Here is a 21,041-nt window from a genome sequence, read left to right on the forward strand (position 1 = left end):
GACGGCGCGCCCCGGCACGCCCTCCTGCCCGAAAGGACCTCTACGTGGCAGCCCCCCATTCCTCAGGCACCGGCGACTGGTGGCGTTCCGCCGCCATCTACCAGGTGTACGTACGCAGCTTCGCCGACGGCGACGGCGACGGCACGGGCGATCTCGCGGGGGTCAGAGCCCGGCTGCCGCACCTGGCCAGGCTGGGGATCGACGCGATCTGGTTCACCCCCTGGTACCGCTCGCCGATGGCGGACGGCGGCTACGACGTGGCCGACTACCGGGCGATCGACCCGTCGTTCGGCACGCTCGCCGAGGCGGAGAAGCTCATCGAGGAGGCCCGGGACCTCGGTATCCGCGTCATCGTCGACGTCGTGCCCAATCATGTCTCCGACCGGCACGCCTGGTTCCGGGCCGCGCTAGCGGCGGGCCCCGGCAGCCCCGAGCGCGAGCTGTTCCACTTCCGGCCCGGCCGGGGCGAGCACGGCGAACTGCCGCCCAACAACTGGCCGTCCCAGTTCGCCGGCGAGACCTGGACCCGCGTCCCCGACGGCGAGTGGTACCTGCATCTCTTCACGCCCGAACAGCCCGACCTCAACTGGGCGCACCCCGCCGTACGCCACGAACACGAGGAGGTGCTGCGGTTCTGGTTCCAGCGGGGCGCGTCGGGTGTACGCGTCGACTCGGCGGCGCTGCTCGCCAAGGACCCGGCGCTCGCCGACGCCGCCGCGGACGACACCAGCGGCTATGTCGACCGGGACGAGCTGCACACGATCTACCGCTCCTGGCGGGCCGTCGCCGACGAGTACGACGGCGTGCTCATCGGCGAGCTGTGGGTCCCCGACCCCGAGCGCTTCTCCCGGTATCTGCGCCCCGACGAGCTGCACACGGCCTTCAACTTCGACTTCCTGTCCCGCCCGTGGGACGTGGCGGAGCTGCGCGACTCCATCGACATGACGCTGGCCCACCACGCGCCGGTGGGGGCTCCCGCGACCTGGGTCCTGTGCAACCACGACGTGACGCGGACGGTGACCCGTTACGGCCGGTCGGACACGACGTTCGCGTTCGCGTCGAAGCGCTTCGGCACGCCCACCGACCTGGCGCTCGGCACCCGCCGGGCGCGCGCGGCGGCGCTGCTGTCTCTGGCCCTGCCGGGCGCCGTCTACCTCTATCAGGGGGAGGAGCTGGGCCTGCCCGAGGCGGAGGTACCGCCCGGCCGCATCGAGGACCCGATGCACTTCCGCTCCGGCGGCACCGACCCGGGCCGCGACGGCTGCCGGGTGCCCCTGCCCTGGACGCGGGACGGTTCTTCGTACGGCTTCGGGTCGGCCGGGGAGCCCTGGCTGCCGCAGCCGGCGGACTGGGGGACGTACGCAGCCGAGCGGCAGGACGCCGATCCTGCGTCGATGCTCTCGCTCTACCGCGAGGCGCTGCGCCTGCGCCGCACGGAGCCGGGCTTCGGCGACGGGCCGATGCGCTGGCTCCCAAGTCCTGCCGGCGTGCTGGCCCTTGCCCGGGGCGAGGGCCTGGTCTGCGTCGTCAACTTCGCCGATCCGGCCGCCGTGCTCCCGCCCCATTCACGTCTCCTGCTGGCCAGCGGGCCCTTGGACGACGAGGGGCGGCTCCCACGGGACACGGCGGTGTGGCTGCGCGGCTGAACCGCACGCCCGGGAGGACTTAGGTATATGCCAGAAGCATCACCGCACCGGGTGTTGCCAAACCCCTTACGGGGCCTGTCCGGCTGTGCGACAGTCATTACCGGTCCTTCCGTCAGTCTTGGTCGTGCCGCGCCTGTATCGGAGTACGCCATGTCACCCCATGTCTTCGCGGACCGCCCCGCCGCCCAGCCGCCGGAGCACGGTTCGGTCGACGCGCTGATCACGCAGACGCGTCGGCTGCTCGGTGACGTCGACGCCGTGCGCCGCGAGGCCGTCTCGGACGACGGTGACCCCGAGCGACGCTGGCAGCGCGCCCTCTACGAGCTGGCCGTGCACCAACTCAGCGACCTCGACAAGCACTTGGCGCAGCTGCGCGACGGGCCACCGCGTCCGGCCGTGGACTCCCCGCTCCCCGGAGCGCGCGGCTCCGCGCCGTCGGAGCCGCAGAGCGGTTCCCTGCTCAGCCGCGTCGGCAGCGCCGAATGGAATCTCCTCACCGACGAGGCGAGCTGGTCCGGGGAGCTGTTCCAGATCCTCGGCCGCAGCCCGGGCGCGCCCCCGCTGACCCTCGACGAACTGCCGTCCGTCGTGCATACCGATGACCAGGCCATGCTCACCAGAATGGTGACGGACTGCCTCATCGAGGGGAAGCCGATCGACGGCGAGTTCCGCATCCTGCGCGCCGACGGCACCGCCCGGACGGTGCACATGATGGGCGAGCCCGTACTCGACGCCGACGGCTCCACCGCGTCGATGTGGGCGGTCCTGCGCGACGTCAGCGAGCTGCGCCGCACCCAGCGGACCGTACGCGAGACCCATGACTCGCTCCAGCGCCGGCGGCACATCGAGCAGACGGAACACCGGCTCGCGGTCGAACTCCAGGAAGCCGTGCTGCCGCCGTGGCGCGGCTCCCTCCGGTTCTCCCGGGGAGCGCCGCACGACCTCGACCTCGCGGCCCGCCATCTGCCCTCGTCCACGGGCGAGCTCGTCGGCGGCGACTGGTACGACGCCCTCGAACTGCCCGACGGACAGACCCTGTTGAGCGTGGGCGGCCTGACCGGACACGGCGTGACCGTGACCTCCGGCATGGCGATGCTCCTCGGCGCCCTGCGCGGCATGGCCGTCACGGGGACCCGCCCCGACGAGCTGATGGGCTGGCTCAACCAGCTGACCGACACCTCGGCGCAGCCGTCCCTGGGCAGCGCGCTCTGCTGCCGTTACGATCCCCGGTCGCGCACCCTGACCTGGGCGCAGGCGGGACACCCCGCCCCGCTGCTGTTCCGCGACGGGGTGGGGCGTGCGCTGACGCCGCCGGAGGGCGTGCTGCTCGGAGCGACACCCGGTGCCACGTACGGGCAGGCCGAGGAGTCGCTCCGCGCCGGCGATCTGCTGCTGCTGCACACCGACGGCCTGGTCCCCCACCGCAGTGGCGCCGCGGCGGCGAACAGGCTCCTCGATCTCGCGCCACGACTCGCCGAGGCCGCCACCGCGCAGGAGTGTGTGCGGACGGTCTTCGAGGAGTTCGCCGCGCACGAGCGCGCGGACGAGGCCTGTGTGCTGGTCGCCAGGATCGGCTCCTGACGCGGACAGTCAGGTGGTGAAGTCGGCCAGGTGCTGATGGCTGATGTCGGTCAGGCGTTGAGGTCGGACCGCGTGTCCCGGAGGGTCACGCCTGGGCGGCGCGTCCCGGAGGGTCACGCCTGGGCGCGCTTGCCTCCCGTGGACTTTCCGGGGGCCTTCGGCAGCGCGAGCTTGATCTCCTCACGCAGGTCCACGATCTTCGCGTAGCCCGCGTACTGCCCGGTGAGCCGGTACATCTCGCGGAGCCGGTCCCAGGTGCGATGGGAGGAGTTGGCCCCCATCGACACCAGCGCCAGGCGCGCGTACCGGTCGGCCTGCTCCGGGTCGTCGGCGATGAACAGGGCCGAAGCGAGCGAGATGTAGTCGAAGATCTGCGACCGCTGCCGCCCGTTCGCCCGCAGTTCGAGGGCTTCCTTGGCGTGTCGCTGCGCGGTGTTCGCCGCGGCCGGCTCGTGGTCGGCGAGGGTGCGGTAGGCCAGGGCCTGCATCCCGTGCAGATCCGCCTCGTCGAACATCTGCATCCAGCTGGGCGGCGGCACGTCGCCCTTGTCGGAGACGAAGAGGTCCTCCGCCTGGCCGAGGGTGCGCCGCATGGCCTGGCCCTTGCCCATCGACGCCTGTGCCCAGGCCTCGATGGTGTAGAGCATGGCGCGGGTACGCGGCAGGGTCTCGTCGCCGGATCCGGACTTGGCGAGCTTCATGAGGTCGAGTGCGTCGTCGGGCCGGCCGAGGTGCACCATCTGACGGGCGGCCCTGGACAGGGCCTCCCCGGCGCGCGGCCGGTCGCCGCCCTCCCGCGCCGCGTGCGCGGCGATGACGAAGTACTTCTGGGCCGTGGGTTCGAGGCCGACGTCGTGGGACATCCAGCCCGCGAGGACGGCCAGGTTGGCGGCGACGCCCCACAGACGCCGATGGAGATGGTCGGGGTGGCGGTAGCTGAGCATGCCGCCCACTTCGTTGAGCTGGCCCACGACCGCCTTGCGCTGCAGACCGCCACCGCGGGCCGCGTCCCAGGCCCGGAACACCTCGACGGAGCGCTCCAGTTCCTCGATCTCCTGCGACCCGATGGGGGCGGCCTCGTAGCGGTCGTACCCAGCGGGGTCGGCGTGCAGGGGGTCTTCGAAACGTGGGGCGTCGGCCGCGAGGGCCGGATCGGTGTTCAGCCAGTCGTGCATGGCGCCGTTGAGTACAGATCCTGCGGTGAGCGCGGCACCCGCGCCCACCAAGCCGCGTCGGTTGAGCATGAGGTCCATTCCCGTGAATTCGGTGAGGACCGCAGCAGTCCGCTCGGGCGCCCATGGCATTCCGTCGGGGTGTTCCACCGCCCCGGCGTCACGCCGTTTCCCCGTGCGCCCGTGCCGGACCAGACCGAGATCCTCGATGGTCACGACACGGCCGAGTCGCTCGGTGAACAGCGCCGCCAGCACCCGGGGCACCGGATCGCGCGGGATCTCTCCCATGTCGATCCAGCGCCGCACCCGTGAGGTGTCGGTCGCCAGCTGTGGGTGGCCCATGGCCGCCGCCTGCCGGTTGACCAGCCTCGCGAGCTCCCCCTTGGACCAGCCGGCGAGGCCGAACAGGTCGTTCAGGCGGGTGTTGGGTTGTCCGTTCACGTCAAGCCCCCAGGTTCTCGGCTGAGTTGACAGTAACCCTCTGTCAGTTGCTGAGCGACTATTCGCCAGGGTTCGCCAGGGTGCGCCAGATGGTGTGCCAGTGGGCACCGGGTGTCAGGTAGGAATGCGCCACCCCGACCCGGTTGCCGCGGCTCACTCCCCAGGGTGCACCACGGTTCCCCGGGGCGGGTGGCGCAGGCAAATCGCAGGCACACGAAGGGATCTGTTCGCCCATGTACGCAGCATCGTCCTCCGTGTCCGCCCCGCCCCGGCCGCTCTACGCCCGGCCCCCGGCTCGCGGCAACGGCCGCGCCGTGGAGGCCCCACCGGCGGGCGGCGGCCCCTACCTCGACCCCGCGCGACCTGCGACCGCAGCGCTCGGCTCCGGTCGGACAAGGCGCCTCCCGGGGCTCGGCACCCAACCGCTCAGCGGGAGACTCGACTTGTCCGGCCCCCAGGGCGCGCAGCTGCGCACGGCGATCGCCTCGGTGCACCGGATCTGCCCGGAGTTCAATCCGGTGCAGGTACTGCGCCGCAGTGGACGATCCGTGCTGCTCGTCGGCACCACAGGGCGCAGCACCGCCGTCGCCAAGTGTTTAGTGGACCACTCCCCCATCTGGGCCGAGCGGATCCGCCATGAGATAGCTGCATACCGCTCGTTCGTCCGGCACCGGCCACCGGTCCGGGTGCCGCGGCTGATCGCCGCGGACCCCGACAACTGCACGCTGGTGATCGAGCGGATGCCCGGCCGGGTCGCCGCCCTGCAGCGGCACCCGGCCGAGGCACCGCCCCGGGCGGACGTGCGGGCCGCGCTCAGCGCGATCTGCCGGCTCAACCTCTGGCGTCCGCCGGCCGGCACGTTCAACGCGCCGCTCGACTACGCGGACCGGATCTCCCGCTATCACGACCTCGGTCTGCTCACCGACCGGGACATGGGCGATCTGCAGAAGCTGCTGCACGGCATCGCGCACTCGTCGGGCCGCCAGGGCATGGGTCAGTTCTGTCACGGGGACGCCCTGCTCTCGAACGTGCTGCTGTCCCCCGCGGGCCCCGTGCTCGTGGACTGGGAGCACGCGGGCTGGTACCTGCCGGGGTACGACCTGGCGACCCTGTGGTCGGTGCTGGGTGACGCGCCGGTGGCGCGGCGCCAGATCAGCCAGCTCGCTCAGTCCGGCGGTCCCGCGGCGCGGGACGCGTTCCTGGTGAACCTGATGCTCGTACTGACGCGGGAGATCCGGACGTACGAGACGGCCGTGCAGCGTTCGATGCACGACTCGACCCCGGCGGCATCGGGCACGGCCCCGCACGGTGCTGCGCCGTCCGGCGAGGAACAGCGGCTGCTGCTGAGGCGGCTGCACGACGACTGCCAGCTGGCCCGCCGGGCCGTGCGTGCGGCGGTCGGAACTCGCTGAGGGGACGGGAATCCGCGGTGCGCCAGGACAGCGGCGCACCGCGGATTCCCGTGTGCCCTGATCTCTCGGGGCTACGGGTTGCTGAACTGCACGGCGTCCACGTCGAACGAGTTGTCCTGCGGGGACTTGAACACGAGATACAGCTTGTGCGTGCCGGTCAGCGCGTCCACCGGGACGGCGGGTGTGGCCTGGTAGGTGTCCCAGTCACCGGTGTTCGGGACGGGCGTGGTGGCCAGGAGCTTGCCGTCGGGGGCGTCCGCGCGCAGCTCGATGGAGCCGACTCCGTACGGTGACGACAGTTTGTAGCTCACCTGTCCGATGCCCTCGACGCTCATCGGGTCGAACCGGACCCAGTCGCCGTCGCTGACGTCTCCGATGCGCTTGCCGTTCTCGGCGCCTTCCTGGGCGACGACGCGCGTGCCGGACTGGCCGTCGTAGTACTCGGCCTGCTTGTGCTTGGGCTGGAGCACGGACCGCCCGTAGCCGGTCAGGGCGCTGACGCCGTCGCCTCCCTTGTCGGTGTACTTGGCGTTGAGCACGTAGGTGAGGTCGGCACCCTCGGGGTGGCCGCCCAGGTCACCGGTGTCCACGGTGCCTTCGCAGCCGGGGATGTCGGTGGTGGGGTGCTCGTGGTCGTCGTGGCCGAGGGCCGGGTTGACGGTGACCTTGGAGCAGTCGACGGTGCCGTCCTCGGGGTCGGTGACGGTGACCTTGTACGGGATCTTGTCGCCGAAGTCGATGAGCTTGCCGTCGACGGGGAACTCGATCTTCACTTTGGGCGCGGTGTTGCCCGCGGTGACGGGGACGTTGGCGTAGCCGGACTTGCCGGTGGAGTCGGTGACCTTCAGCTGGGCGTTGAAGTCACCCTTCGCCGTGTAGGTGTGGCTCGGGCTCGCCTCGGTGGAGTCGTAGGTGCCGTCGCCGTCGAAGTCCCAGGCGTAGGTGAGCGGGTCGCCGTCGGGGTCCTTGCTCCCCTCGCTGGAGAAGGAGACCTCGAGCGGGGTGGGGCCGTTGGTGACGGACGCCTTCGCCTCGGCGATCGGTACGCGCTGACCTTGCGCGTAGTCGATCCGGTAGAGCCCGGAGTCGTTGTTGCCGCCGCCGAACTGGCTGCCCCATTCGAGGACGTAGAGCGAGCCGTCGGGGCCGAAGGTCATGTCCATCGGCTTGGCGAACTTCGCGGTCTTCAGGAAATCGTTGATCTTGAGGAGCTTGCCGTCCTGGTCGAAGCGGATCTCCTTGACCTGGTCGCGGGCCCACTCGTAGAAGAAGCTCGCTCCCTCGAAGTAGGCGGGGAACTTGGTCTTCGACGGGTTCTTCGCGTCGTAGTGGTAGACGGGCCCGCTCATGGGCGCGGAGCCGCCCTCGCCCATCTCCGGGAACTCCTTGGACTTGCCGTAGCCGTACCAGATCACCGGCTGCTGCACGGGCGGCAGGTCCTTGAGGCCCGTGTTGTTCGGCGAGGGGTTCACCGGCTTGTCGCAGTCGAACTTGGCGCCGACCTCCTTGGTGTCCGGGTTGTAGGGGGCGTACGGCTGGTTGTTGCCGTGGCAGAAGGGCCAGCCGTAGTTGCCGGGCTTCTTGATGACGTTGTACTCGACGAGGCCCTCGGGGCCGCGGTCAGTCGTCGGGCCACCGCGGTCGGGGCCGTAGTCGGAGACGTGGACGGCACCGTTCTTGGGGTCGACGTTGAAGCGGAACGGGTTGCGGAAGCCCATCGCGTAGATCTCGGGCCGGGTCTTCGCGGTGCCCTTCGCGAAGAGATTGCCCTTGGGGATGGTGTAGCCGCCCGCGTCGGTGGGCTTGATGCGCAGGATCTTGCCGCGCAGGTCGTTGGTGTTGCCGGCGGTGCGGGCGGCGTCCAGCATCTGCTTGCCGGGGCGCCAGTCGATCGGCGCGTAGCCCTGCCAGTCGGGGTCGAGGTTGGGCGGGGTGTCGTCGCCGACACCGAGGTAGAGGGTGCGGTTCGGGCCGAACTCGACGGCGCCGCCGGTGTGTCCGGGCTCGGGGAAGCTGCGGTCGCGGTAGGCGGGGACGTCGAGGAGCTTCTTCTCGCTTGCCGGGTCGAGGGTGTTGTCCGACTTGACGGTGAAGCGGGAGAGCCGGTTGACGTCGTCCTTGGCGTCCTTCGGGGCGTAGTACAGATAGATCCAGTGGTTGGTCTTGAACGACGGGTCGAGTTCCATGCCGACGAGGCCGTCCTCACCGCCGGTGTAGACGTCGAGCTTGCCCGCGGTCGCGGTGGCGTGGGTGGCGGGGTCGTAGACCTTCACCTCGCCGCTGCGCTGGATGTAGAAGACCTTGCCGTCCTTGTCGACGTCGAGCTCCATCGGGTCGGCGGTGTTGTCGTCGAGCGCGGTCTTCTCGTAGCCGGACCAGACGGTGCCGCCGCAGTCGCCGGGCTTGTTGCCGGCGGCCCACTGGATGCCGCCGAGCACATGGGCGCGGAAGGCGGGTTCGCTGTAGGAGGCGGTGTCGTGGCCCATGGCGGTCGCCCAGACCTTGCCGCCCTCGGCGTTGCGGCACCAGGAGATGGGGTGGTCGGCGCCCATCGCGGAGCCGCCCGGGTTGTACGTGGTCTCGTCGGCGGTGACGAGGACGTGCACGTCGCCGCGCGGGTCCTTGTCGAAGTTGTACCACTCCTCGGGGCGCTCCCAGCGCTCGGGAAGTCCCTTGGTGGAGGGGTGCACACGGTCGGCGACCTTGGCCGTGCCCTGGAGCACGCCGGGTGAGTGGGCGGGCATGTGGGCGCCGCCGTTGATGGTCTCGTCCCACCAGGGGAACTGTTCCTCGACGCCCATGTCGAGGGTGTTGTGGATGGCGACGACGCCCTTGCCGCCGCGCACGTACTTCTGCAGGGCCTCGCGCTGGCCGTCGGTGTCCCAGACCATGCCGGAGTTCTGCAGCATGATGATGACGTCGAAGTCCTTGAGCTTCGCGTCGTCGAAGACTGTCGAGTCGTCGGTCTGGACGACCTCGAAGTTGTTGGCCGCGGCCTGCTCCTGGACCATCTTGATGCCGTCCGGGATGGATCCGTGGACGTAGCCGACGGCCTTGGTGAAGAGCAGGGCGCGGAAGGCGGGGGCCTTGCCCGCGGCCGTGGCGCCGGTGGGGAGGAAGCCGACGGCGAGCAGCAGGGCGGTCAGTAACGCGAGGGCAGCTCTTCGCATGCGTCCGATGTCAAGAGCATGACATCCCATGACGTGGTCCTTTCCGTGGAATCAGTGGACGGACTTGCGGGGTGCCGGAAATCGGGGGCCCGGAGGTTCAGCGGGTTCGGCCGGTCGCGGCGCGCAGGAAGCGCAGGCCGTCCGTGGCCAGGGCGTCCTGGCTGTCGGCGAGCGGACGCCACACGGAGGCGGCGACGGCGATCGCGTCGTTGTGCGCGGTGAACGACTCGATGCACAGGGGGCCTCGGTAGCCGCTCTCGCGCAGCGCGGCCAGGAAACCGGTCCAGTCGAGGTGGTCGGCCCCGGGCGTGCCGCGGTCGTTCGCGCAGACCTGGACGTGCGCGATACGGTGCCCGGCCGCGCGGACCGCTGCGGGGAGCGAGTGTTCCTCGATGTTCTGGTGGTACGTGTCGAGCGCGATGCCGATCCCGTCGTGCGGCAGCCCGTCGAGGGCGGCCAGGCTCTGGGCGACGGTGTTGAGCAGGCTGGTCTCGTAGCGGTTGAGGGGTTCCACCGCGAGGCGCACCCCGGCCGCGCGGGCGTGCTCGACGAGGGGGGCGAGGTGCGTGCGCAGCTCGTCGTACGCGGCCTCGCGCGCGGCACGGTCCATCCGCCAGGTCCGGCCGACGGACGCGTACAGGGGGCCGGCGACCACCGGGGCCCCGATGGCGTGGGCGGTGTCCACGCAGTGGCGTAAGTAGTCCTGGGTGGTGCGCACCGTGGCGGCGTCCGCGTCGACCAGCTCGCGGCCGTGCGGCATGACGGCGATCACGGCGGCCGGGGCGAGACCGGTCGCGTCCAGGAGCTTCACCGCGTCGCCCGGGTCCCAGTCGCCCGCGCTCTCCATGGGGAGTTCCACGCAGTCGAACCCCCAGGCGGCGAGACGGGGCAGCGTGTCGGCGAGGGCGCGCCCGGTGACCGGCGAGTGCCAGATCCAGGGATTGGCGCCCAACTCCCAGGACGGCGTGCTCACTTCTTGCCTCCCCAGTCCTTCGGGTAGCCGGGCAGATCCTGGCAGCCGCACATGGCGTAGTGCAGCGGCGGCATGCCCTCCTGGAGGTACTGGTCGAGGTTGTCCTGGGTCACGGTCGGCTGCGGCAGCTTCCACTCCTTGGGGACCTGCTTGCCGTCGAGCACGCGCAGGGCGGCGATGACCGGCGTACGCCACTGGAAGGTGGGGTACGTGGGCGCGATCGCGGTGAGCTTCTTGTCCTTCCACGCCTGGAGGAAGTCCTGCTGGTCCTCGCCGGTGATGGGCGGGACGTCCACGCCGGCGTCCTCGAACGCCTCGACGGCGGCCACGGAGGTGGCGCCCGAGTCCATCCAGACGCCGTCGACCGACCCGTGCCGGGAGATCGCGTCCGCCACGATCGACTTCGTCTTGGCCGGGTCCCCGTCGGTGAACTTGACGTCCACGACGTCGAGTCGACTCTTGTCGAAGGCTAGCTTCGCGGCGGACCAGCGGGTCTCGAGGACGTCGACGCCGGGTGAGATGCGCAGGGCGAGGATCTTGCCCTTGGGCTTGACCTTGTCGACGAGGAAGTCGGCGGCGACGGCCCCGTAGCCGTAGCCGCCGATGGGGTTGATGAAGGTGACGGCGCAGTCCGTCTCCACGCCCCGGTCGAAGACGATGACGGGCAGCTTGCCGCAGGCCTCCTTGACGGCCGGGGTCAGGGTGGCGGTGGTGTTCGGGGACACGATCAGGGCGTCGCAGCTCTTGTTCCCGGCGAGTTCCTGGATGTCGGAGATCTGCTTGTCGTCCTTGCCCTGGGCGTCGAGGACGGTGAAGCCGGTGATCTCCTTGTGGAGTTTCACCTCGGCCTTCATGTCCTTGAGACCCACCTGGCGCCACGGGTTGAAGACTCCGGCGTTGGAGAAGCAGAGATGGGTGCCGCCGGAACCCTTCTTCTTGTACTGGGCCGTGTCGATCATCTCGGGTTCGAGCATCTGCTCCCAGGGCTTGTCGGCGGGCCCCTCGGGCGTGGCCTTGGCCAGCGTCAACTGGCGTTCGTATTCGGCTTGTTGGAAGAACTTCGACGGCTTGTCGGCACCTTCCTTCGCGGCGCTCTCCGACGCCGCGCCCGCCGCGGAGTCGGCCGGCATGTCGCTGGAGCACGAGGTGAGCAGCGCGGCGGCGGCCAGTGCGGCGGCGACGGCGAGTGGACGTCTGCGGGTCATGAGGGGGTCCCTCCCGAGAGGTGAGTACGACGGCGGCGCAGGCGGGAGAAGTCGGCCGCTCCGAGACCTACGGCGGCGATGACGATGACGCCTTGGACCGTGGATTCGAGGGCGCCCGAGACGCCTTGCAGGTTGAGCAGCGTGAACAGGGCCTGGAGCGAGAAGGCCCCGGCCATCGCGGCGACGACGCTGCCGCGGCCTCCGCCGAGCGCGACGCCGCCGAGCACGACGGCGGTGATGGCCTCGAACTCGTAGCCGCGGCCGGCCTGTGCGGACACTCCGGAGAATCCGCCGACGAGTACGGCGGCGAGCGCGGCCGCGACACCCGACAGGACGAACGCGATGACGCGGACCCGGTGGACGCGGACACCCGCGAGGGCGGCGGTGCGTTCGCTGTCGCCGGTCGCGATCAGGGTGCGGCCGAAGTCCGAGCGCATGAGGAACACGGCGGCGGCGCCCGCGACGAGGCAGGCGAGGACCGCCCAGGGCAGCCAGCCGCCCGCCGTGCCGCGGCCGAGCCGGCGGAACTCCTCGGGGAGCGATCCGTGCGGGGAGCCGCCGGTCCAGAAGAAGACGGCACCTTCGAGGATCAGCATCATGCCGAGCGTCGTGATGAACGAGGGCACGCGCAGCTTCGTCGTGATCAGGCCGCTGACGAGACCCGTCAGCGCTCCGGCGAGCAGCAGCCCGCCCGTCACCACGGCCCAGGAGGCGTCCGGGTACGAGCCGTAGAGTTCCGCCGCGACGACGACACCGGCGGTGACGATCGCCCCGACGGACAGGTCGAACTCCCCGCAGACGATGACCAGATACTGGCCCGCCGCCAGGATGACGAGCGGCGCCGCGCGTTTGACGAAGGCGAGGAAGCGGTCGGGTTCGTAGAAGCCGGGGTCGGTGGCGGCGAGGGCCACCAGGAGTACGGCGAGGAGTACGTAGACGGGGGCGCCGGTGCCGAGGGATCGGGCAACTCGTTTGTACGGACCGACAGTTGGGTTCGCCGTGGTCATGTTGTCCTCCCCGTGCCGCGCCGGGCGTAGAGGGCGACGGCGGCGATGATGACGACGCCACGCACGACGTTCTTGAAGAACGGGTCGACGCCCAGCTGGTTGAAGACGGAGTCGAGCACGGCCAGGACCAGGACGCCGCCGAGCGTGCCCGCCACTCCCCCGCGGCCGCCCGCGAGCGCGGTACCGCCGAGGACGACGGCGGCGATCGACTCGAGGTCGTAGCGGGCCTCGGTGCCGGCCCAGGGGGCGCCCGCGCCGAGCCGCGCGGCGAGGAAGAGCGCGGCGGCTCCCACGCACAGCGAGCACAGGACGTGCGCGGCGACGACGGTGCGCCGGGTGCGGACACCGGAGAGGCGGGCCGCGTGCTCGTCGCCCCCGGTCGCGTACAGGTGGTGGCCGAAACGCGTGCGGCGGGTGACGAACCACAGGGCGGCGGCGACCGCGGCGAGTAGGAACAGGGAGACGGGGACGGGCCCCATGCGGTCGTAGCCGAGGTGCTGGAAGGACGCCGGGACCTTGCCGGCGGGGCCCGTGTAGTTGTCCTCGATCCAGCCGCGCAGGATGAACGCGGTGCCGAGCGTCGCGATGAACGCGTTGACCTTCAGCCCGGTGACGACGAGGCCGTTGGCGAGGCCGACGGCCGCGGAGAGCGCGAGCACGGCGAGGACAGCCGTGACGACGCCGCCGTCCTGCATCGTGGTGGCGGCGACGAGTGTGCCGAGGCTGATGAGGTACGCCACGGAGAGGTCGAGGGAGCCGGTGAGGATCACGGCGGTCTGTCCGACGGCGACGAGTCCGAGTGCGACGCAGTTCTGGAGGATGCCGACGACGTTGGCGAGGGTGAGGAAGTCCCCGCCGCGCGCGGCCACCACGATCCAGCCGGCCGCCGTGACGGCCGCGGCGGCGAGCCAGACGCCGACGGCGGGGTCCGCGAGGCGGGTCCTGCGCGGCGGGGCGGACTTCGCGACGGTCGGCGGGGCGACGGCGGTCCCGGTCATGCGCTTCCTTCCGGTGAGTCGCGGACGTGCGGGTGAGCTGCCGGGCCGCCGCGGGTGGCCAGGCGCATGATGTCCTCCTCGCTCGCGCCGGCGGGGAGTTCGCCGGCGAGACGGCCCTCGGCCATGACGAGGATGCGGTCGCTCATGCCGATGAGTTCGGGGAGTTCGGAGGAGACGATGAGGACGGCGAGTCCCTCGCGGGCGAGGTCGCGGACGAGGGTGTGGATGGCGGCCTTGGCGCCGACGTCGACGCCACGGGTCGGCTCGTCGAAGAGCAGGATCTGCGGGCGGGCGGCGAGCCACTTCGCGATGACGACCTTCTGCTGGTTGCCACCGGAGAGGAACTGGGCCTGCTGGTCCTCGCCGCGCGCGTGCAGCCGGACCCGCTCCAGGAGCGCGGTGAGGTCGCGGGCCGCGGGCGGGCGGCCTCGCGCGGGGACGGCCCGGGTGACGAGGAGCGCGTTGTCGCGCACGGACTGGCGCAGGGCGAGCCCTTCGGCCTTGCGGTCCTCGGTGACCAGGGCGATCCCCGCGCGGATGGCCCGGCGCGGGCTCGTGGGGCGCAGGTCGCGGCCGCCCACGGTCATGGCCCCCGTGGTGAAGGGTGCGGCGCCGAACAGGGCGCGGGCCAGTGACGTGCGTCCTGATCCCTGGAGACCCGCGATGCCGGTGACCTCGCCCGAGCGCAGCGTCAGGTCGATGTCGCTCAGGCGTGCGTTGCCTCCGCCGCGCACGGTCAGCCGGACGTCGCCGGCCTCGCCGGGGCGGGCGCGCGGCGGGTAGTAGGCGCTGAGCTCCCGGCCGACCATGGCGCGGACGACCTGGTCGGTGTCGGTGTCCTCGGTGCGTACGGTCATGACGCGCCGGCCGTCCTTGAGGACGGTGATGCGCTGCGAGAGATCGAAGACCTCGCGGAGGCGGTGCGAGATGTAGAGGATGCCGAGGCCGCGGTCGGCCAGTCGGCGTACGAGCGCATGGAGTTGGGCCGCCTCGTGGTCGGCGAGCGGGGCGGTCGGCTCGTCCATGACGAGGACACGGGCCGGCGTCCGATCGGAGGCGAGCGCCTTGACGATCTCGACGGTCTGCTGGCGCGCGACCGGCAGATCACGGACGTAGGTGCGCGGGGTGATGTCCGACTCGCCCAGTTCGGCGAGGAGTTCGGCGGTGCGCGCCTCCATGGCGCGGCGGTCGACGAGTCCGTACCGGGTCGGTTCGCGGCCGAGGAACACGTTCTCGGCGACGGTGCGGTGGGGCAGGAGCGCGAACTCCTGGTGGATGATGCCGATTCCGGCGGCCTGGGCCTGCGCGGGATGGGTGAAGGACTGCTCGACGCCGTCCAGGGTGATGGTGCCCTCGTCGGGGACGTGTTCGCCCGCGAGGACTTTCATCAGGGTGGACTTTCCCGCGCCGTTCTCCCCTACGAGCGCGTGCACCTCGCCCGGGGCGAGGTCCAGGGAGACCCCGTGCAGCACCCGTACACCGAGAAAGCTCTTGGACACGCCGTGCATCGCCAACATCGTCTGTGTCGCCTGCATCGTTCAGCCTCTCCGGCCTCTTCGGCAGTCTTCCGCAGCGGTCTGCATTGCAATGTGCTGACCCTTCTTTGACCTGTCAAGGGCCCAACCCTGGTCCGTACAAAGGAAATTGACAGGTACTTAGGCCGATCGGCGAACAGCATCGGGCTTGTGAGCAGCGGAACTCGTCCCTATCGTGACTGCCATGTCTGGAGCGCCGGATCACCTCAGTTCCGCGCCGCCGTCGTCGCCCGGCGAGGTCCTCGCCCTGCTGCGTACGGGGGCGGCCACGACCCGCGCGGACGTAGCGCGAATCACCGGCCTCGCGCGGTCGACCGTGTCGCAGCGCGTCGACGCGCTCATCGCGCACGGCTTCCTCATCGAGGCCGGGGCGGAGGCCGGGGACTCGACGGGCGGCAGGCCCCCGCGCCGCCTCCATCTGCGCACCCGCGAGCATGTGGTGGCGGGCGTCGACCTGGGCGCCTCGCACTGCCGGGTCGCGCTCCTCGACATCGCCGGGGATCAACTCGCACTGCGCGAGGACCAGTTGTCGATCGCCGACGGGCCTTCGTCGATTCTCGGCCACGTCGAGCGGACGCTCCACGCGCTCCTGGACGAGGCGGGCCTCGACCCGGCCTCGCTCCAGTCGATCGGTGTGGGCGTGCCGGGCCCCGTCGAGTTCACCACCGGCCGGCCCGTGGATCCGCCCATCATGCCCGGCTGGCACCAGTATCCGATCCCCGAGTTCTTCGCCGACCGGTTCGGGGTGCGGGCCCTCGTCGACAACGACGTGAACGTGATGGCGCTGGCCGAGCAGCGCCGCGCTTTTCCGGACACCCGCTATCTCCTCTACATCAAGGTCGGTACGGGTATCGGCTGCGGCATCGTCGCGGACGGCCGGCTACACCGGGGCGCGCAGGGCAGCGCGGGCGACATCGGGCACATCCGGGTCGGCGACAGCCGCCAGGAGGCGGCGCCGTGCCGGTGCGGGAACTCGGGCTGCCTGGAGGCGGTCGCGGGCGGCGCTGCGCTGGCCCGCGAGCTGTCGGACCTGGGTCTGGACGCCGCGTCGAGCCGCGACGTCGTGCGCCTGGTGAAGTCCGGCAACCGCGACGCCGTACGGATGGTGCGTGAGGCGGGGCGCGCGGTCGGCGAGGTCCTCGCGGGCCTGGTGAACTTCTTCAACCCGGACACGGTGGTGGTCGGCGGCGCACTGGCGGCCGTCCACGACCAACTCCTCGCGGGCGTACGGGAGGCCGTGTACCGCCGCTCCCACCCGCTGGCCACCCATGTGCTGCGCATCGAGCCGAGCCGCACCGGAGCCGACGCGGCCGTGGTCGGCGCGGCCATCCTGGCGATCGAGCACGCCCTCTCGCCGGAGCAGGTGGACCGGGTCCTCGCGGGGTCGTCGCCGCGCTAGCCGGGCCGACTCGGCCGCCGGGGAACACCCGCGCGGTCGATCCCCCGATCAGGTGGAGTACGCGGTCGGGTTCGCGGCGCCCTCCCGCATGCCGAGACGGCGGCCCCACTCTTTGCGGACAGTCATTGGTCCATTCCACTGACGCGCCGCAGGCGGTGAGGCCTCCTCGCAGAAAGCCCGCCGAACGGGCGCTGACATGGGAAATCCCTTGCCCTGAGCATGATTGACGGATCGTCGGCAAGCCGATACCACTGACCCACGATCGCCCCCGCACACCCGTCGAGCTCACCTGTCCCAGGACCGTTCCCAGGAGGCCGCTTTGCCCTCGACCACCAGCGACCGCTCGCCGGCCGCCCGCAGACGCACGAACCAGGCGGTCCGGGCGGCGGGGACGCTCGCGACGGCGGCCCTGCTGCTCCCCCTCCTCGGCGCCGCGCCTCCGAGTGAGGCCCAGGAGGCGACGAACGCGGGGCTCCAGCACGCGTTCGCGACCGCGGCGGCCGAGTACCGGGTGCCCCAGAGCGTCCTGCTCGGCGTCTCCTACCTCCAGTCCCGGTGGGACACGCACGCCGGTGCGCCCAGCGTCACCGGCGGCTACGGCCCCATGCACCTCACGGACGCCCGCGCCGCGCTCGCCGGTGCGGCCGCGCACAGCGAGGCCGAGGGCGACCCGCGCGGTGACACGTCACGGCCGGCGCTCACCCCGAAGGCGAAGGTGCCGCAGAACTCCCAGCTCCCGGCCCGCCTCAAGTCGTTGACGCGCGCAGCCGAGCTCAGCGGCATCCCCGCCGACCAGCTGCGCTCCGACCCCGCGGCCAACGTGCGCGGCGGCGCCGCCCTGCTCGCCGCGGCGCAGAAGTCCCTCGGCAAGCCCCTCAGCTCCGACCCGGCCGACTGGTACGGAGCGATCGCGAAGTTCTCCGGCGCCGACGACACCGCCACGGCCGCGACGTACGCGAACGACGTGTTCGCCGTGATCCACGACGGCGAGCGGCGCACCACGGACTCCGGACAGCGCGTGGAGCTCGCGGCCGACCGCAGCCTGAAGCCCGACGCGGCGCAGGTGCGGAGCATGGGTCTGCGGAAGTCCGACGAGAGCGGCACCGAGTGCCCGCCGACCGTGTCGTGCGAGTGGATCCCGGCGCCCTACGAGGAGTTCGGGGACGGCGACTACGGCAACCACGACCTCGCCGACCGGCCGAACGACCAGAGCATCGACTACATCGTCATCCACGACACCGAGGCGACGTGGGACACGACGCTTCAGCTGGTGCAGGACAAGACCTATCTGGCCTGGCACTACTCGCTGCGCTCCACGGACGGGCACATCGCCCAGCACGTGAAGGCCAAGGACGTCGGCTGGCACGCGGGCAACTGGTACGTCAACGCCAAGTCCGTGGGCCTGGAGCACGAGGGATTCCTCGCCGAGCCGGACTCCTGGTACACGGAGGAGATGTACCGCGCGTCGTCGCGCCTGGTGAAGTACCTGGCGAAGAAGTACGACATCCCGCTTGACCGGCAGCACATCCTCGGCCATGACAACGTGCCGGGGACGACGACGGCCGGGATCAAGAGCATGCACACGGACCCGGGTCCGTACTGGGACTGGGCGCACTACTTCGCGCTGATGGGCAAGCCGTTCAAGGCGACCGCCGGCCCGAAGGGCGGCCTCGTGACCGTGGCCCCCGACTTCGCCAGGAACAAGCCCGTGTACACGGGCTGCGTCAAGGCGGGCGAGACCTGCGCCACGCACGGCTCCGGCGCCGTACGGGTGTACACCGCGCCCAGCGAGGACGCGCCGCTGATCAAGGACATCGGGCTGCGGCCCGGCGGCGAGGACTCCACGACCGACGTGAACGACATGGGCGCACGCCTGTCGACCGGCCAGCAGTACGCGGTCGCGGAGCGCAAGGGCGACTGGACGGCGGTCTGGTACCTCGGCCAGAAGGCCTGGTTCAAGAACCCGAAGAAGCAGCCCACGGCCGTGGACGCGGCGGGCCTGGTCGTCGCCCCGAAGGCCGGCCGCACCGACGTCCCGGTGTACGGGCGCGCCTACCCCGAGAAGGAGGCGTACCCGGCGGACATCACCCCGCAGGCGGTCTCCCCGCTGCCGTACAAGCTGCTCGCGGGGCAGCGGTACGTCGCGGGTGGCAGGACGACAGGTGAGTACTTCTACTCGCCGACCTTCGACACGACGTCGCACCGGGTGGTGCGCGGCAAGGACGTCTACTACGAGATCCAGTTCGGTCACCGGGTGGCGTACGTGCGGGCCGCCGACGTACAGGTGCTGCCGTCGGGCGCCTGAGGTCACCTGACTCGGCCGGGCCCGGAACTGCCGTGGGGGCAGGTCCGGGCCCGGCCGGTTCTCATGGCTCAGGCCTGCTGGAACAGCTCCGGGGGCAGCGGCTTCAGGAGCGCGTAGAGGTCGTCCGTGATGGGCCGGTCCCAGGCCGCGATGGTCACGAGGACGTTGTCGCTGCGGTCGAACTGCACGCAGGAGATACGGCTCTCGGAGAGCTTGAGGCGGCGCACGATGAGGAGGTTGTCGCCCTGCATCACCGGGACGTCCTCGGTGCCGACGACGGTGACCTCCTCGTCGTTCTCCAGCGCGAGGAGGAGCTGGGCGACCTCGAAGGGGATCTCGCCCTCGGCGGTCTCGCGGGCCGAGGAGCCCTCGGGCAGGTTCCCGATGATCATCGCGGGGCCGCGGCCGCCGAACAGGTCGTAGCGCAGGAAGACGCCCTGGCAGCTGCCGTCGGGGGCGGGCAGCAGGCCCGCGCCGAGATTGCCCGGCCAGTCGCCCGGGTCCATGGCGAGGACATCGAAGTCAGGACCCGCGGGTGTGGCGGAGCTGCGTCGGCGGAGGAAGGACATGCCGCAATGGTACGTGCACCGGGGCGCTCCGCGGCGCGGGGGCCGCGGCCCCGACGGCGTCCCCAGCGGGCCGGCGCGGGCGGTTCCCGGGGCATCGGGGGTTCCCGCCCGGACGGTCCGGTCTGCTCATGGGTGTGCAACCGGCCGGGGACGACGGCCCGGGCGTACGCCGGTGATGGTGTTCAACGGCTGTCCCCCCGTGGCGAGTTCAGTCCCGTCCGGCCTCCGCGCGGTGCCGCTCGTGATGCCGGGCGACCCGGGCACGGTTGCCGCAGGACGGCTTGCACCACTCCTGACGGGGATGGTCCTTGAGGAAGTAGCGCACGCAACGCGGGGCGTGGCAGGCGCGCAGCCGTTCGCGGTCGTCGCTCGCGAGGAAGCCGACCGCGGCGCGGGCCAGGGCCGCTGTGAGCAGGTCGGCAGCGGGCGCCGGGGTGCGTGCCTCCTGACGCAGGAGGGGGGTGGCGCCGTCGTCCCAGGTGAGGACGGGGACGGTAGGGGCGAGCGCAGCCGCCGCGTTGAGCCGCCGCACCGCCTCGCCCACGGGCAGCAGCCGGCGGGCGTCCGCCGGGCTCGGCTCGCCGGGGCGCACGGCGCGGGCGAACAGTGCGCGGACGGCGGCCCGCACCTCGCGCACCTCGGCGAGCGCCGCCGCGTCCGCTTCGAACCCGGCGGTGTCCGGCAGCGCCTCGGCGTGCTCCCGCACCCAGGCCGTCAGCGCTTCGGGCCGCTCGAGGTCGTCGGTGACACCGCCGTGCCCGTCATGGCGGATGGTGAGGGCGAGGTCCAGGGCGAGCGGTGTGGCGTGCGGGCCTGTGCTGATGTCGCGCATGGTACTAATGATAAGGTCCCGCGCATCCATTAGATCCCTGGCCGGGGGTCCAGACCTCCGGAGGGAGGCCGGCGGTGCTCTCGTACTGGCGGGCGGGTCTGAGTTACGTGCCGGACGAGGTGTGGGATCACCCCCGCCTCGAGGTTCTCCTCCTGCCCGACAACGCGCTCACCCGGATTCCCCCGCGCATCGGATCGCTCTCCCATCTGCACACCCTCGATCTCGGGCACAACCGCCTCACCTCGGTCCCGGACACGCTCGGCGACCTGACGGGCCTGACCCGTTTCCTCTACCTGCACGACAACGCGCTCACCGCGCTCCCGGAATCGCTCGGCAGGCTGTCGCGGCTGGCCTATCTGAACGTCGGCGAGAATCCCCTCGCCGGTCTCCCCGAATCGATCGGCTCGATGACGGGCCTCGTGGAGCTGCGCGCCCAGCACGCCACCCTCGCCGGGCTCCCCGAATCGATCGGCGGCCTGGGGGCGCTGCGCGAGCTGTGGCTGCGCGGCAACCGGCTCACCGCCCTCCCCGATTCCGTACGGCACCTGCGTGAGCTGCGGGAACTCGAACTGCGGGAGAACGCCTTCACCGAGGTACCCGGATCCCTGCGCGGCCTTCCGCTGCTGCGCCGGCTCGACCTGCGGTCCAACCGGCTGCGCGAGCTGCCGGGCTGGATCGCCTCGCTGCCCGCGCTGGAGAAGCTGGACCTGAGGTGGAACGGCGTACACGTGCCGCCCGCGCTGCGCGAGACACTCACGGCGCGTGGGTGCGCTGTGCTGTACTGAGCCACCCGATC

The 21,041-nt window shown here is 71.4% G+C and carries 15 protein-coding genes; 6 read left to right on the plus strand and 9 right to left on the minus strand.

From position 1 onward, the window contains the following. Window positions 1–44 precede the first annotated feature (44 nt). Window positions 45–1,646, plus strand: a complete 1,602-nt coding sequence (locus LGI35_RS07585; RefSeq protein ID WP_227293129.1) for a glycoside hydrolase family 13 protein — start codon at window positions 45–47, stop codon at window positions 1,644–1,646. Between the two features lie 150 nt (window positions 1,647–1,796). Continuing rightward, window positions 1,797–3,227 carry a PP2C family protein-serine/threonine phosphatase gene (locus tag LGI35_RS07590; protein ID WP_227293130.1) on the plus strand — a complete coding sequence of 477 codons (1,431 nt, stop codon included), beginning with the start codon at window positions 1,797–1,799 and terminating at the stop codon, window positions 3,225–3,227. A 113-nt stretch (window positions 3,228–3,340) separates the two neighbouring features. Here the strand turns inward: LGI35_RS07590 and LGI35_RS07595 are convergent, their stop codons facing one another. Beyond that, window positions 3,341–4,840, minus strand: a complete 1,500-nt coding sequence (locus LGI35_RS07595; protein WP_227293131.1) for a DNA-binding protein NsdB — start codon at window positions 4,838–4,840, stop codon at window positions 3,341–3,343. Between the two features lie 233 nt (window positions 4,841–5,073). On the opposite strand from LGI35_RS07595, the gene LGI35_RS07600 reads away from it, so the two are divergent. Then, window positions 5,074–6,252, plus strand: a complete 1,179-nt coding sequence (locus LGI35_RS07600; protein WP_227293132.1) for an aminoglycoside phosphotransferase family protein — start codon at window positions 5,074–5,076, stop codon at window positions 6,250–6,252. 71 nt (window positions 6,253–6,323) lie between these two features. On the opposite strand, the gene LGI35_RS07605 is transcribed toward LGI35_RS07600, so the two are convergent. The 6 genes from LGI35_RS07605 to LGI35_RS07630 all read right to left on the minus strand — a co-directional run bounded on the left by LGI35_RS07605 (window position 6,324) and on the right by LGI35_RS07630 (window position 15,122). Beyond that, complete coding sequence (locus LGI35_RS07605; RefSeq protein WP_227293133.1) at window positions 6,324–9,422, minus strand: ThuA domain-containing protein; 3,099 nt, start codon at window positions 9,420–9,422, stop codon at window positions 6,324–6,326. A gap of 97 nt (window positions 9,423–9,519) precedes the next feature. Beyond that, window positions 9,520–10,395, minus strand: a complete 876-nt coding sequence (locus tag LGI35_RS07610; RefSeq protein ID WP_227293134.1) for a sugar phosphate isomerase/epimerase family protein — start codon at window positions 10,393–10,395, stop codon at window positions 9,520–9,522. Beyond that, complete coding sequence (locus LGI35_RS07615) at window positions 10,392–11,600, minus strand: substrate-binding domain-containing protein (protein ID WP_227293135.1); 1,209 nt, start codon at window positions 11,598–11,600, stop codon at window positions 10,392–10,394. Before LGI35_RS07615 ends, LGI35_RS07610 begins: the two co-directional genes overlap by 4 nt. Next, window positions 11,597–12,607, minus strand: a complete 1,011-nt coding sequence (locus LGI35_RS07620) for an ABC transporter permease (protein ID WP_227293136.1) — start codon at window positions 12,605–12,607, stop codon at window positions 11,597–11,599. The genes LGI35_RS07615 and LGI35_RS07620 overlap by 4 nt, the downstream gene beginning before the upstream one ends. Continuing rightward, on the minus strand, window positions 12,604–13,605 hold the full coding sequence (locus LGI35_RS07625) for an ABC transporter permease (RefSeq protein ID WP_227293137.1): 1,002 nt from the start codon (window positions 13,603–13,605) through the stop codon (window positions 12,604–12,606). Before LGI35_RS07625 ends, LGI35_RS07620 begins: the two co-directional genes overlap by 4 nt. Next, entirely contained in the window at window positions 13,602–15,122 is a 1,521-nt protein-coding gene (locus LGI35_RS07630) for a sugar ABC transporter ATP-binding protein (RefSeq protein WP_227300233.1), read from the minus strand. The genes LGI35_RS07625 and LGI35_RS07630 overlap by 4 nt, the downstream gene beginning before the upstream one ends. Window positions 15,123–15,324: 202 nt before the next feature. Here LGI35_RS07630 and LGI35_RS07635 point away from each other — a divergent pair, with 202 nt between their 5' ends. After that, window positions 15,325–16,539, plus strand: a complete 1,215-nt coding sequence (locus LGI35_RS07635) for an ROK family transcriptional regulator (RefSeq protein WP_227293138.1) — start codon at window positions 15,325–15,327, stop codon at window positions 16,537–16,539. Window positions 16,540–16,858: 319 nt separating this feature from the next. Further along, window positions 16,859–18,844: an N-acetylmuramoyl-L-alanine amidase gene (locus tag LGI35_RS07640; RefSeq protein WP_376691503.1), complete on the plus strand. Its 1,986-nt coding sequence runs from the start codon at window positions 16,859–16,861 to the stop codon at window positions 18,842–18,844. 68 nt (window positions 18,845–18,912) lie between these two features. Here the strand turns inward: LGI35_RS07640 and LGI35_RS07645 are convergent, their stop codons facing one another. Both LGI35_RS07645 and LGI35_RS07650 read right to left on the minus strand, forming a co-directional pair. Beyond that, entirely contained in the window at window positions 18,913–19,413 is a 501-nt protein-coding gene (locus tag LGI35_RS07645) for a hypothetical protein (RefSeq protein ID WP_100594650.1), read from the minus strand. A gap of 208 nt (window positions 19,414–19,621) precedes the next feature. Beyond that, window positions 19,622–20,245, minus strand: coding sequence for a CGNR zinc finger domain-containing protein (locus LGI35_RS07650; protein ID WP_227293139.1), 624 nt, complete (start codon window positions 20,243–20,245; stop codon window positions 19,622–19,624). A 74-nt stretch (window positions 20,246–20,319) separates the two neighbouring features. On the opposite strand from LGI35_RS07650, the gene LGI35_RS07655 reads away from it, so the two are divergent. Then, complete coding sequence (locus LGI35_RS07655) at window positions 20,320–21,030, plus strand: leucine-rich repeat domain-containing protein (protein ID WP_227293140.1); 711 nt, start codon at window positions 20,320–20,322, stop codon at window positions 21,028–21,030. Window positions 21,031–21,041 lie beyond the last annotated feature (11 nt).

It is taken from the genome of Streptomyces longhuiensis, assembly GCF_020616555.1.
In the GTDB taxonomy this organism is placed as follows: Bacteria; Actinomycetota; Actinomycetes; order Streptomycetales; family Streptomycetaceae; genus Streptomyces; species Streptomyces longhuiensis.